Annotated in this window: 14 protein-coding genes; 6 read left to right on the plus strand and 8 right to left on the minus strand. The window is 73.6% G+C overall.

The genetic code is table 11. From position 1 onward, the window contains the following. Positions 1 to 5: 5 nt before the first annotated feature. From FB388_RS21515 to argC, 6 genes are read right to left on the minus strand one after another with little or no spacing between them, the layout of a single operon-like run. Positions 6 to 461, minus strand: coding sequence for an arginine repressor (locus FB388_RS21515; protein ID WP_142106177.1), 456 nt, complete (start codon positions 459 to 461; stop codon positions 6 to 8). Next, a complete protein-coding gene (argF, locus tag FB388_RS21520) occupies positions 458 to 1381 on the minus strand; it encodes an ornithine carbamoyltransferase (protein WP_142104024.1) in 924 nt (307 codons plus the stop codon). The genes FB388_RS21515 and argF overlap by 4 nt, the downstream gene beginning before the upstream one ends. Further along, positions 1374 to 2546, minus strand: coding sequence for an acetylornithine transaminase (locus FB388_RS21525; protein WP_142104025.1), 1173 nt, complete (start codon positions 2544 to 2546; stop codon positions 1374 to 1376). The genes argF and FB388_RS21525 overlap by 8 nt, the downstream gene beginning before the upstream one ends. Then, a complete protein-coding gene (gene argB / locus FB388_RS21530) occupies positions 2543 to 3433 on the minus strand; it encodes an acetylglutamate kinase (protein WP_142104026.1) in 891 nt (296 codons plus the stop codon). Before argB ends, FB388_RS21525 begins: the two co-directional genes overlap by 4 nt. Beyond that, on the minus strand, positions 3417 to 4577 hold the full coding sequence (gene argJ, locus FB388_RS21535; RefSeq protein ID WP_142104027.1) for a bifunctional glutamate N-acetyltransferase/amino-acid acetyltransferase ArgJ: 1161 nt from the start codon (positions 4575 to 4577) through the stop codon (positions 3417 to 3419). Before argJ ends, argB begins: the two co-directional genes overlap by 17 nt. Further along, positions 4574 to 5599, minus strand: a complete 1026-nt coding sequence (gene argC / locus FB388_RS21540; RefSeq protein WP_142104028.1) for an N-acetyl-gamma-glutamyl-phosphate reductase — start codon at positions 5597 to 5599, stop codon at positions 4574 to 4576. The genes argJ and argC overlap by 4 nt, the downstream gene beginning before the upstream one ends. Positions 5600 to 5702: 103 nt before the next feature. Between argC and FB388_RS21545 the strand changes: the two genes are divergently transcribed. After that, positions 5703 to 5885, plus strand: a complete 183-nt coding sequence (locus tag FB388_RS21545; protein ID WP_142104029.1) for a hypothetical protein — start codon at positions 5703 to 5705, stop codon at positions 5883 to 5885. Between the two features lie 25 nt (positions 5886 to 5910). On the opposite strand, the gene FB388_RS21550 is transcribed toward FB388_RS21545, so the two are convergent. After that, entirely contained in the window at positions 5911 to 6468 is a 558-nt protein-coding gene (locus FB388_RS21550; protein ID WP_170225774.1) for a DinB family protein, read from the minus strand. Between the two features lie 94 nt (positions 6469 to 6562). Here FB388_RS21550 and FB388_RS21555 point away from each other — a divergent pair, with 94 nt between their 5' ends. From FB388_RS21555 to FB388_RS21580, 5 genes are all read left to right on the plus strand, one after another. After that, entirely contained in the window at positions 6563 to 7522 is a 960-nt protein-coding gene (locus FB388_RS21555) for a helix-turn-helix transcriptional regulator (protein WP_142104030.1), read from the plus strand. Positions 7523 to 7544: 22 nt separating this feature from the next. Beyond that, positions 7545 to 8228, plus strand: a complete 684-nt coding sequence (locus tag FB388_RS21560) for a DNA alkylation repair protein (RefSeq protein ID WP_246122267.1) — start codon at positions 7545 to 7547, stop codon at positions 8226 to 8228. A gap of 97 nt (positions 8229 to 8325) precedes the next feature. Beyond that, complete coding sequence (locus tag FB388_RS21565; RefSeq protein ID WP_142106180.1) at positions 8326 to 8661, plus strand: ArsR/SmtB family transcription factor; 336 nt, start codon at positions 8326 to 8328, stop codon at positions 8659 to 8661. An 11-nt stretch (positions 8662 to 8672) separates the two neighbouring features. After that, positions 8673 to 9986: an alpha/beta fold hydrolase gene (locus FB388_RS39545; RefSeq protein WP_170225775.1), complete on the plus strand. Its 1314-nt coding sequence runs from the start codon at positions 8673 to 8675 to the stop codon at positions 9984 to 9986. Between the two features lie 119 nt (positions 9987 to 10105). Then, a complete protein-coding gene (locus tag FB388_RS21580; protein WP_142104031.1) occupies positions 10106 to 10624 on the plus strand; it encodes a hypothetical protein in 519 nt (172 codons plus the stop codon). Positions 10625 to 10657: 33 nt separating this feature from the next. On the opposite strand, the gene pheT is transcribed toward FB388_RS21580, so the two are convergent. Next, positions 10658 to 13138 (minus strand): phenylalanine--tRNA ligase subunit beta, encoded by a 2481-nt coding sequence (gene pheT, locus FB388_RS21585; protein ID WP_142104032.1) that lies wholly within the window; start codon positions 13136 to 13138, stop codon positions 10658 to 10660. Positions 13139 to 13146 lie beyond the last annotated feature (8 nt).

The following is a 13146-nucleotide window of genomic DNA, read 5'->3' on the forward strand; positions in this document are numbered from 1 at the left end:
TTGCTCTACAGCTCGCGCAGGCGCGCGACGAGTTGGGCGCCGGTGAGCGGCTCGCGGGCCACCACCAGGAGGGTGTCGTCGCCTGCGATCGTGCCGACGACGTCGTGCAGGGCGGCGCGGTCGAGCGCGCTCGCAAGATAGTGGGCGCCACCGGGCGGGGTGCGCAGGACCGCGAGGTTCCCACTCGCGTCCGCGGAGACCAGCAGGTCCCCCAGCAGCTTGGCGAGCCGCGCCGTGCCGCCCTCGACCCCGCGCACCGGGCTGCCGTCGTCGGGGACCACGTACGCGCCGCGGACCTTGAGCGCGCCCAGCTCGTCGAGGTCGCGGGAGAGCGTGGCCTGCGTGGTGGCGATGCCCTCGGACTCCAGCAGCCCGAGCAGCTCGGTCTGGCTGTGCACGGCCCGGTCCCGGATCAGCTCCACGATCCGAGCCTGGCGGGCCGCGCGCGTCCCCGTGGTCATGCCTGTCGGAGCAGCCACGAGAGCATTGCCTTCTGTGCGTGCAGCCGGTTCTCGGCCTCGTCCCACACGGCGCTGGCCGGGCCGTCGAGCACCTCGTCGGTGATCTCGTCGCCGCGATGGGCGGGCAGGCAGTGCAGGACGATCGCGCCGTCGGCCGCCCGTTCCAGCAGGGCCCCGTTGACCTGCAGCGGCCGGAACGGCGCCGCCCGGTCGAGGCCGTCGTGCTCCTGGCCCATCGACACCCAGGTGTCGGTGACGACCACGTCCGCGCCGTCGACCGCGGCGTGCGGGTCGGCGACCAGCTCCACGCCCCCACCGGTGTCGGACGCCCGGTCCTTCGCGTCGCGCACCACGCCGCCGTCGGGCTGGAAGCCCTCGGGGGCGCAGATCCGGACGTGCATGCCGGCCGTGGCGCCCCCGAGGAGCAGGGAGTGCGCCATGTTGTTGGCCCCGTCGCCGAGGTAGGTGAGCGTGAGGCCGGCGAGGCGGCCGAACCGCTCGCGGACCGTCTGCAGGTCGGCCAGTACCTGGCACGGGTGGAACTGGTCGGTCAGCGCGTTGACGACCGGCACGGACGATCCGGCGGCCATCTCCTCGATCCGGGACTGGTCGCCGGTGCGCCACACGATCGCGTCGACGTAGCGCGACAGCACGCGGGCGGTGTCGCCGATCGTCTCGCCGCGGCCGAGCTGGCTCGCCTGGGCGTCGACGATCAGCGGGGTGCCGCCGAGCTGCGCGATCCCCACCTCGAACGAGATCCGGGTGCGGGTGGACGGCTTGTCGAACAGCACGGCGACGGCCTTCGGCCCTTCGAGGGGGCGCTGGGCGAACCGGTCGGCCTTCATCGCGTCGGCGAGGTCGAGGACCTCCCGCTGCTCGTCGGGCGTCAGGTCGTCGTCGCGCAGGAGGTGCCTAGGCATGTCCGGCGTCCAGGAACGTCGGGAAGGCGGCGAGGAACTCGTGGGCCTGGGCCTCGGTGAGGACGAGCGGCGGCACCAGCCGGACCCGGTCCGGCACCGCGTTGTTGACGAGGAACCCGCCCGCGCGGGCGGCGGTGGCCACGGCGGCCGACACCGGCTCGTGCAGCCCGATGCCGATCAGCAGGCCCGCGCCGCTGATGTCGCGCACGAGCGGGTGGCCCATCGCCTCGATCGAGGTCGCGATCTCCTTGCCGATGAGCGTGACGTGCTCCAGCAGACCGTCCTCGGCGATCGTGCGCAGCACGGCCAGCGCGGCGGCCGCGCACACCGGGTTGCCCCCGAACGTGCTGCCGTGCTGGCCGGGGCCGAACAGCTCCCCCGCCGCGCCGAGCCCGATGCAGGCGCCGATCGGCATCCCGCCCGCGAGCCCCTTCGCCAGCGTGATGACGTCTGGCACCACGCCGGCCTGCTGGAACGCGAACCAGGATCCGGTGCGGCCGATGCCGGTCTGCACCTCGTCGAGCACGAGCAGGGCGCCGCGCTCGGCGGTGATGCGGCGGGCGGCCTGCAGGTAGCCATCGGGCGGGGTGATCGCGCCTGCCTCGCCGAGGATCGGCTCGAGGAACACGGCGGCCGTGTCGGCGTCGACCGCCGCGTCGAGCGCGGCCACGTCCCCGAACGGGACGTGCTCGACGCCCGGCGTCAACGGGTAGAACGGCGCGCGCTTGGGCTCCTGGCCGGTGAGGGCCAGCGCGCCCATCGTGCGGCCGTGGAAGGCGTTCTCGCAGGCGATGATCTTCGATCGGCCGGTGCGGCGGGCCATCTTGAACGCGGCCTCGTTCGCCTCGGTGCCGGAGTTGCAGAAGTACACCCGGCCGGGAGCGCCGATCAGCTCGAGCAGCTTCTCGGCCAGCTCGAGGGGCGGCTCGGTGATGTAGAAGTTGCACGCGTGGCCAAGCGTCTGCAGCTGCCGGGTGACCGCCTCGACGACGGCCGGGTGGGCGTGGCCGAGCGCGTTGACCGCGATGCCGCCGACCAGGTCGAGGTAGCGGTTGCCCTCGGCGTCCCACACCTCGGCGCCGCTGCCGCGCACGAGCGTGAGCGGCGGGGTGCCGTAGTTGTCCATCATCGCGGCCTGCCACCGCTGTGTCAGGTTCTCGCTCACGGCGTCACCATCGTTCCGACTCCCTCGCTGGTGAAGACTTCGAGCAGCACCGAGTGCGGCATCCGCCCGTCGATCACGTGGGCCTGCGGCACGCCACCGCGCACCGCCCGGAGGCAGGCCTCCATCTTGGGCGCCATCCCGCTCGCCAGGCCGGGCAGCATCGGCTCCAGCTCGTCGGCGGTGAGGGCGCTGATCACCGACTCCGGGTCGGGGTAGTTCGCGAACAGCCCCGCCACGTCGGTGAGCACGACGAGCTTCGCCGCGCCGAGCGCCGACGCCAGCGCGGCGGCCGCGCTGTCGGCGTTGATGTTGTAGACGGTGCCGTCGACGTCCGGGGCGACGCCCGCGACCACCGGGATCCGCCCCGCGCTGACGATGTCGAGCACCGCGTCCGGGTTGACGTGCACGACGTCGCCGACGAGCCCGATGTCCACCGCCTCACCGTCGACGAGCGCGGTGCGCTTCTCGGCCGTGAAGAGCTTGGCGTCCTCGCCGGACAGGCCGACGGCGTACGGCCCGTGCTGGTTGATCAGCCCGACAAGCTCCCGCCCGACCTGCCCGACCAGCACCATCCGGACGACGTCGATCGTCTCCGGCGTGGTGACGCGCAGGCCGCCGCGGAACTCGCCCGGCAGCCCGAGGCGGTCGAGCATCGCGGTGATCTGCGGGCCGCCGCCGTGCACCGCGACGGGGTGGATGCCGGCGAGCCGCAGGAACACCATGTCCTGGGCGAAGGCCTGCTTGAGGTCCTCGTCGATCATCGCGTTGCCGCCGTACTTGACGACGACGATCTTGTCGTGGAACCGCTGCAGCCACGGCAGCGCCTCGGCGAGGACCCCCGCCTTCTCGCCTGCGCGCTCCAGCCGGGCCTCAAGAGGAGTACGCACTGTTCTCCTCCACGTAGCCGTGCGACAGGTCGGTGGTGAGGATCTCCGCGGTGCCGTCGCCGAGGCCGAGCGCGATCTCGACGAGGATGTCCGCGCCCTTGAGGTCGGCGGCGGACCGGTCGCCGGCGGCCACGCCGCCCTGGCAGAGCAGCACGCCGTTGATCGTGACGTCGATCCGGTCGGGGTCGACGGCCGCGTCGGCGTACCCGACGGCGGCGGCGATGCGGCCCCAGTTCGGGTCCGAGCCGAACAGGGCCGTCTTGACGAGGCTGTCGCGGGCCACGGTGCGGGCGACCGTGACGGCGTCGTCCTCGGAGGCGGCGCCCGTGACGCGCACGGTGATCCGCTTCGTGACGCCCTCCGCGTCGGCCTGCATCTGCCGCGCCAGGTCCTTGCACAGGTCGGTCAGCGCGGCGGTGAACGCCTCGGTGTCCGGGACGACCCCGGACGCACCGGAGGCGAGCAGCAGCACCGTGTCGTTGGTGGACATGCAGCCGTCGATGTCGAGGCGGTCGAAGCTCATGCGCACCGCTGCGCGCAGGGCCGCGTCCAGGACGGGCGCGTCGACCACGGCGTCGGTGGTGACGACCGTCAGCATCGTGGCCATCGACGGCGCGATCATCCCGGCGCCCTTGGTGAAGCCGCCGAGGCGCCAGCCTGCTGCGTCGGCGTGCGCGGCCTCCTTGGCGACGGTGTCGGTGGTCAGCACGGCGGTGGCGGCGGCCAGGCCGGCCGCGGCGTCGGCACCGAGCGCGTCGTGCGCGGCGACGACACCGGCGAGGACGTTGTCGCGGGGCAGCTGGGAGCCGATCAGGCCGGTGGAGCACACCGCGACCTCGATCGCGCCGCACCCGAGCAGCCGGGCGGCCTCCTCCGCGGTGGCGTGGGCGGTCTGGAAGCCCTCCGGGCCGGTGCAGGCGTTGGCGTTGCCGGCGTTGAGGACGACCGCGCGCAGCCGGCCGGTGGCCAGGACCTGCTGCGACCACAGGACGGGAGCGGCCTTGACCTTGTTGCGGGTGAAGACACCGGCGGCGGTGTGCTGCGGTCCGTCGTTGACCACGAGGGCGAGATCGGGCCCGTCGCCCGTGCGGATGCCGGCGACGACACCGGACGCCCGGAAGCCCTGGGGGCTCGTCACGCTCACGGGGCCACCCCCGTCACCGGCAGGCCGGTGGTCTCGGTGAGGCCGAGCGCCAGGTTCATGCACTGGATCGCGCCGCCGGCTGTGCCCTTGGTGAGGTTGTCGATCGCGGCGACGACGACCAGCCGGCCGGCGTCCGGGTCGACCGTGACCTGCAGCAGGACGGTGTTGGCCCCGAGCGTGGCTGCCGTTGTCGGCCAGGTGGCATCGGGGAGCAGGTGCACGAAGGGCTCGTCGGCGTACGCCTTCGCGTAGACCTCGACCGCCTCGGCCGCCGGCACGCTCGTGCGCGCGGTGCAGGTGGCGAGGATGCCGCGGGGCAGCGGGGCGAGGACGGGCGTGAAGCTCACGGTGACCGGCGCGCCGGCCGCGGCGGACAGGTTCTGCACCATCTCCGGGGTGTGCCGGTGCACTCCACCCACCCCGTAGGCGGACAGCGAGCCCATCACCTCGGCACCGAGCAGGTGCGGCTTGAGCGACCTGCCCGCGCCCGACGTACCCGTGACGGCCGTGACGACGACCTCGGGTTCTGCGATGCCGGCGGCGAAGGCCGGGGCCATCGCCAGGTTCACCGCCGTCGGGTAGCAGCCGGGGACGGCGACCCGCTTCGCACCCCGGAGCGCGTCCCGGGCACCGGGCAGCTCGGGCAGGCCGTACGGCCAGCTACCGGCGTGCGTGCCGCCGTACCAGCGCTCCCACGCGGCCGGGTCGGCGAGCCGGTGGTCGGCGCCGCAGTCGATCACGACCGTGTCGGCACCGAGCTGCGCGGCCAGCTCGGCGGACTTCCCGTGCGGCAGCGCGAGGAAGACGACGTCATGGCCCGCGAGGGTCTCGGCTGTGGTGTCCTCCAGCACGCGGTCGGCCAGCGGGAGCAGATGGGGCTGGTGCGCCCCCAGGCGCGTGCCCGCGCTCCCGCCCGCTGTGAGTGCCCCGATCTCCACGTCCGGATGCCCGAGCAGCAGCCGGAGGAGCTCTCCCCCGGCGTACCCGCTCGCGCCTGCCACCGCTACCCGCGCCATGCGCATGACTATGCACGGTGACGCAAGCTGATGCAAACGAGTATGAGCGGCGCGACAAGGCCTCCGTGTGCCGATCGTTCAGCCGCCGATGCCCGGGTACACGGTGAGGATGAGCGAGCACCGCACGGACTCCCCGGAGCCCTCCGAGCACGACCAGGACTCGGAGCCGACCATGACCGCGCCACCCGGGGAACGACCTGACGCCGGTGCGTCGGAGCTCAACCCCGAAGGACGCGGGGACAGTCCGGACGTGGTCGACACCGACGACGAGCAGGACGAACGACCCCGGTAGCGCCGGTGGCGCGCGAGATCCGCACCTACCCCATCGTCTTCTGGCCGTCGAGGGACTCGCGGATGATGTCGGCGTGCCCGGCGTGCTGGGCCGTCTCGGCGACGATGTGCAGGAACGCCCGCCGGGCCGAACGCCGGACGCCCTTGGGGAACCACGGCGCCTCGGGGAGTGGGTGGGAGAGGTCCAGGTCGACGGTGGCCACGAGCTCGTCGGTGCGCCGGGCGACCTCCTCGTAGCGGGCGAGGACGCCGTCGAGGGTCTCGTCGGGGAGCAGCTGGAAACCCGCCCGGAACTGCTCGATCTGCTCCGGGGTCGGCTCGCTCCAGTCGGTGCCACCGCCCATCGACTCGGGCCCGTCCACGACGAAGTCCGCCCACCCCTTCTCGACCTCCGCCACGTGCTTGATCAGCCCGCCGAGGGTCAGCTCGCTCGCCGTGCTGCGCTGCCGGGCCTGGTCGTCGGTGAGGCCCTGGACGGTGTGGCGCAGGAACTGCCGGTGCACCGTGAGGGTCTCCAGGATGTCGGCACGCTCTCCGGTCAGCGCGGTGGTGGTCATGACAGGGGCCTCCTGGGTGCTGGTCATCGCGTCTCGCCTCTCCCGTATCGCTGCTGCTGAGGACTACGTTATTCCTCGCTGGTGCCACTTTCTGACCTCAATTCAGGGCAGCCTGGAGAACATGGCCAACACGAGCTCGCGGACGCTGCGGCTGCTGTCGCTGCTGCAGACCCACCGGTACTGGCCGGGGCCCGAGCTGGCAGTACGGCTCGGCGTCTCGGTGCGGACGCTGCGGCGCGACATCGACCGCCTCCGCGAGCTCGGCTACCCCGTCGAGGCGAGCCGCGGCGTCGACGGCGGGTACCAGCTCGCCGCGGGCGCCGCCCTCCCGCCGCTCGTGCTGGACGACGAGGAGGCCGTCGCCCTGGCGGTCGGGTTGCAGGCCGCCGCCCACGGCGGGGTGGCGGGGATCGCCGAGTCGTCGGTGCGCGCGCTCACCAAGGTCGTGCAGGTGATGCCGCCCCGGCTGCGGCGCCGCGTGGACGCGCTGCGGGCCATGACCGTCCCGGTGACCTGGGGCAGCGCGGCACCCAGCACCGACCCGGCCGTGCTCACCGCACTCGCCCAGGCCTGCCGGGACACCGAGCGGCTCGAGTTCGGCTACACCGCGAGGTCCGGGGAGCGCACCGACCGGCACGTCGAACCGCTGCGGCTCGTGTCGCTCGGCCGCCGCTGGTACCTCGTCGCCTACGACCTCGGCCGCCACGACTGGCGCAGCTTCCGCGTCGACCGGATCGACGCACCGCGGACCACGGGCGCCCGGTTCCTCCCCCGCTCGCTGCCGGCCGAGGACGCCGCCGCATTCGTGCGCGCGTCGACGGACCAGGTACCCGGCTGGACCGTGGAGGTGCTGGTCGCCGCCCCCACCGCGCGCGTGCGGAAGATGGTGGAGCGCTGGGGCACCGTCGACGACGCGGGCGACGGCCGCTGCCGGCTGACCATGCGCGTCGACTCGCTGGACTGGCCGGCCATGCTGCTCGGGGCGATCGGCGCCGACTTCGAGGTGGTCTCCCCGCCCGAGCTGCTCGACCACGTCCGCGGCTGGGCCCGGACGTTCGAGCGCGCCACGGGACCTGCCTGAACCGGGGCCGTACGGTGCCGACGTGCACGAGATCGTCGAGCGACTGAGGGCCGACCTCGCCGCGAACGCGAACCCGGCGGCTGCCGTTGAGATGCAGCGGTACATGAAGTCGGCGATGCCGTTGCGCGGGGTCGCGAAGCCGGCGCGCGAGCAGCTGCTCGAGGCCGCGGTCACCGCGCACCCGCTCGCAGGCCCCGCGGAGCTGGACACCGTCGTGCGGGAGCTGTGGGACGGCGCCGAGTTCCGGGAGGAGCGCTACCTCGCCCTGTCGCTCGCGGGGCACCGCCGGCACGTGCCGTGGCTCGACCCGTCGTGGGTGCCGCTGCTGCGGCACTGGATCGTCACGGGCGCGTGGTGGGACTTCACGGACGAGATCGCGAGCCGCCGGATCGGCCCGCTCCTACGGGTCCACCCCGCGGCGCTGCCCCCCGTGATCCGGGGCTGGATCACCGACCCCGACCGCTGGCTGCGCCGCACGTCCGTGATCTGCCAGCTGCAGGCCCGCGACGCCACGGACACGGCGCTGCTCACCGAGGCGATCGAGGCCAACCTCGCCGACCCCGACTTCTTCCTCCGCAAGGGCATCGGCTGGGCCCTGCGCCAGCACGCCCGCGTCGAGCCGGATTGGGTCCGCAGGTTCGTGGACGAGCACCCGGACCTCTCCCCGCTCTCCCGCCGCGAGGCCCTGCGCCGCCTCGGCGGCTGACGCACCTGGTCGCGCACCTCGCTCGCGCCTGCGCACGCCTCCGGCGCTCACGTACATCTACTTGTGTGTATATATATCGTCGAGTATGTTCAGTGGCATGGCCGCCACCGTGCAGCAGCGACTGGCGACGATCTCGGAGCCGAACCGGTTCCGGATCGTCGAGCTGCTGAAGGACGGGCCGCAGCCGGTCGGCGGCATCGTCGATGCGCTCGGCCTGGGCCAGCCGCAGGTGTCCCGACACCTGCGGCTGCTCGCGGAGGCGGGCGTGGTCGAGGTGACCAAACGGGCCCAGCAGCGGATCTACCGGCTGCACCCCGATGCGATGCATGTGATCAGCGACTGGGTGCAGGGCTTCGCAGCTCTGTGGGCGGAACGGATGGATCGCCTCGGCTCCCTCCTCGACGACGACCGTGCACCCGAGCCGAACCCGTGAGGAGGTCGACCGTGCCCGACGGCATCGTGATCGACAGGACGAACAACACCGTCCACATCAGCCGCACCTACGCCGCCGGCGTCGACCGCGCCTGGTGGGCGTGGACCGACGCCGAGGCGATCCCTCGCTGGTGGGGGCCGCAGGGCTGGATGGCCACCGTGTACGAGATGGACGTGCGGCCCGGCGGCCGCTGGCGGTTCCAGATCGCGCCGGTGGACGGCTCGGCAGCTGCGGTCCGCAGTGTCGCCACCTACAAGGTGGTCGTTCCGCGTGCCGAACTGGCCTACGACGACGCGTTCGCCGACGAGGCATGGCGGCCCGATGGCACCGACACCTTCCCCACCACGGTCACCTTCGCCGCTGCCGGCACCGGCTGCACCGTCGACGTCGCGGCGAGCTTCCCCGACGGCGCAGCGCTGCAACGGGCCGTCGAGCTGCAGATGACCGATGGCTACGCCGAGGCGCTCGACCGGCTCGGCAGCGTGCTGGACACCCAGGACAACCCCGCTGGAGGAGAACAGACCATGTCCACCCTCACCTCGGCCGACGGCACCACGATCGCCTACGAGCAGACCGGTTCGGGCCCCGCGATCATCGTGGTCAGCAACGTCGCGGAGGACCACACCAGCGTCGCGGGCCTGGTCACCGCGTTGGCCAAGGACTTCACCGTGATCAGCTTCGATCGTCGCGGCCGCGGCGCCAGCGGTGACCCGCAGCCCTACGACCCGGCACGCGAGATCGACGACATCTCGGCACTGATCGACGTCCTCGGCGGTTCTGCGGCCCTGACCAGCGGGTCCGGCGGATGTGGGCTCGCACTGGATGCGGCCAGCGCACTGGGCGACAAGGTCAGCGGCCTCTACCTCTACGAGCCTCCGTTCATCGTCGACGGCTCCCGACCGCCCGTCCCTGCCGACTCCGTCGAGCACCTGGAAGCGCTGGTCGCGGCCGGCAAGCGCAGCGAGGCCAGCGAGTACTTCATGACCGAGGTGGTCGGTGTCCCCGCCGAGTACCTCCCGATGATGAAGGCGGACCCGTCGTGGGCGGAGATGGCGGCCTATGCCCACACCTACGCCTACGACGGCCGGATCTGGCGCGGCCTCCAGGACGGCACGCCACTGCCCACCGACCGCTGGACCATCGACGCGCCGATCGCCGTCGCCGTCGGCGGCAACGGTGAGGCGTTCATGCGCACCGGCGCCGAGGCGCTGGCCGCGATCTTGCCGAACGTCACCGTGCTGACCTTGGCAGGCCACGACCACTCCGCGTTCTGGACGGCCCCCGAGCCCGTCGCCGAACAGGCCCGCACGTTCCTGCTCGGCTGACCGACCCATGAGCCTTTCCCAGCCGGGCAGAAGCTGACCGCCGAGCAGCGAACCGTCAACCGGCGGTGAATTGCGCGGAACGGGCCCGGAGCACCTGGTGGGCTGGTTACGGTCGCCACGTGTGGCGGGTCCTGGCGTACGCGGTGGTGGCCGCGCTGGTTGTCGGCGTGCCGGGATGCACCACCGTCGTCTCCGGTTCGGCCGGGGCCGCCGGCTCGCGCATCGACGGCCTCGTCGCCGACGTCCTGGCCGACGAGTGCCTGCTCACCGCGACGGAGCTCGGCGAGCTCGTGGACCTGCCTGTGGAGCCTCCTGCGCAGGGCACGGTCGACCGCGGCGACGGGTCGCGCAGCGCCGCGTGCGTGGTGACGGCCGGGGCGGAGCCGGTGGCGCTGGTCAACGTGTACGCAGTGCGGTCGGGTTCGCCATCCGACTACGTCCGCGCCGCGGGCGTGGGGGGACGGCGGGAGCTGCCGGACGTGGGGGCGGGAGCCGCGGTGATCGGCACCGCGGCGGGCCCCACGCTGCAGCTCGCGGGCGAGCGCTACCTGGTCACGGTCCTGGTCTCCGGCAGCGTGCCCTCCGACGAGGAGTGGCGCGCCGCCGCCGAGGCGGCGCTGTCCCGCATCCCCGGATGACCGGTCATGACGGCGGGGCCCCTGCGGGGAGCGCTACCCGCGCAGCTGCGCCGCGTGCCGCTTGGCCGCCAGTGTGACCGCCGCGTCGCGGGCCTCGTTGGCCTCTTCGCTGGTCAGCGTGCGGTCGGGCGCGCGGAACCGGAGCGTGAAGGCCAGCGACCGGCGCCCGGCACCGACCTGCTCACCCGTGTAGACGTCGAAGAGGCGGACGTCTTCGAGGAGGTCGCCGCCGCCGTCGTGCAGGGTGTCGGCGATGTCCGCCGCCGGCACGGCGGCGTCGGCCACCAGCGCGACGTCGACCGCGATCGGCGGGTACGGCGACACCTTCGGCGCGGGCCTGTGGTCGGTCAGCGGGATCGCGTCGAGGTCGAGCTCCATGGCGCAGGTGCGCTCGGGCAGCCCGAGCGCCTCCACGACCTTCGGGTGCAGCTCGCCCGCGTGCCCCACGACCCAGTCGCCGACGCGCAGCGCGGCGCATCGACCGGGGTGGAACGGCGGCAGCGTGGCGGCGGTGACCCGCAGCTCGACGCCCGCCGCCTGTCCGACCAGCCGCGCGGCCTGCACGGCGTCGGCCCACCCGGCGGTGCGGCCCGGCCCCCACCAGCCGCGCTGCTCTCGCTCACCGGCGAGCACCGCGGCCACGTGCAGCGGCTGCGCCGGCAGGGCGGCCTCGATCTGGGCCAGCTCGGTGTCCGACGGCCGGCCGGTGACAGCCGGGTCGGGCATGGGCACCGGCTGGGCGTGCGGCAGCACCACCTGGCCGACGTGGAAGAGCGCGAGGTCGGCAGCCCCGCGGGAGCGGTTGCGCACCAGCGTGTCCAGCAGGCCCGGGAGCAGGGTGGTGGCGAGCTCGGCGCGCTCCGCGTCGAGGGGGTTGAGCACGTGCACGGTGCGGCGGCGCACGTCGTCGGCAGCCAGTCCGAGGGCGTCCCAGGCGGTGGGTCCGACGAACGGGAACGGCTCCACCTCGACGTACCCGGCCTCGGCGAGCGCCCGCGACACGGCGCGGCGCCGCCCCTGACCCGGCGTGAGCCCGCGCCCGGCGGGCGCGGCGGGCAGCACCGACGGGATCTTGTCGTAGCCCTCGAGGCGCAGCACCTCCTCCACCAGGTCGGCGGGCTGTGTGAGGTCCGGCCGCCACGACGGCGGGAGGGCCACCACGCGCGCGCGACCGTCGTCGCCGGTGACCAGGTCCACGGCGCACCCGATCTGGGTGAGCCGCCGCACGGTGGCCCCCGGTGCGTACGAGACGCCTGCGACCTCGTCGGGCAGGTCGATCGGCATCCGCACCGGCGTCTGCTGCGGCGCGGCGCCCGCGTCGGTGCGGCCGGCGGCGAGCGTGCCGCCACCGTGCTCGACGAGCAGCTGGGCGGCCCGCTCGGCCGCCACCGGCGGCAGCTGCGGGTCGACCACCCGCTCGAACCGCTTCGAGGCCTCCGACGGCAGCTTGTGCCTGCGGGCGGCCCGCGCGATCACGGTCTGCTCGAAGTGGGCGGCCTCGATGAGGACGTCGATGCGCCCGTCCTCGCCCGGCCCGGCGATCTCGGTCGACGCGCCACCCATCACCCCGGCGAGCCCGATGGGGCCCGAGTCGTCGGTGATGAGCAGGTCGTCCGGGTCGAGGGTGCGCTCGACGTCGTCGAGGGTGACCAGCTTCTCCCCCGCCCGTGCGCGACGCACGACGATCGGGCCGGACACCCGCGCGGCGTCGTAGGCGTGCAGCGGCTGCCCGAGTTCGAGCATGACGTAGTTGGTGACGTCGACGATCAGCGAGATGGGCCGCATCCCGGCCGCGAGCAGCCGGCGCTGCATCCACCACGGCGACGGTGCAGCGGGGTCGACGCCGTCGACGCGGCGGGCGACGAACCGGGCGCAGCCGGGGTCGGCGAGCTCCACCGGCCAGGCGTCGCCGTCGGCGGCGGGCACGTCGACCCGGGCGGCGGGGTCGGGGAAGTCGATGTCGAGGGAGCAGGCCAGCTCGCGGGAGAGCCCGCGCACCGAGAAGCAGTAGCCCCGGTCGGGGGTGATGGCCAGCTCGACGACGGGGTCCTCGAGCCCGAGCAGCGGCATCGCGTCGGCGCCGGGCTCGGCCGTGCCGGGCGGGAGCACCATGATCCCGGCGTGGTCGGAGCCGATGCCCAGCTCGCGGGCGGAGGCGATCATGCCGTCGGAGACGTGGCCGTACGTCTTGCGGGACGAGATCGGGAACGGCCCGGGCAGCACGGCCCCGGGCAGCGCGACCACGACGAGGTCGCCCGCCGCGAAGTTGGCCGCGCCGCAGATGATGCCGTGCACCTTCTCGCCGACGTCGACCTGGCACCAGCGGATGGGCTTCTTCAGGCCTTCGAGGACCTCGAACTCCAGCACCCGGCCGACGACGAGCGGGCCGGTCAGCTCCGGGGGCCGGTGGACGTCCTCGATCTCCAGCCCGACGCGCACGAACGCGTCTGCCGTCTCGTCGGCCGGCGGGAGCTCACCGAGGTGCTCGGCGAGCCAGGACAGGGGAACACGCACTTCTGGCC

It is taken from the genome of Pseudonocardia cypriaca (assembly GCF_006717045.1).
GTDB classification, from domain to species: Bacteria; Actinomycetota; Actinomycetes; order Mycobacteriales; family Pseudonocardiaceae; genus Pseudonocardia; species Pseudonocardia cypriaca.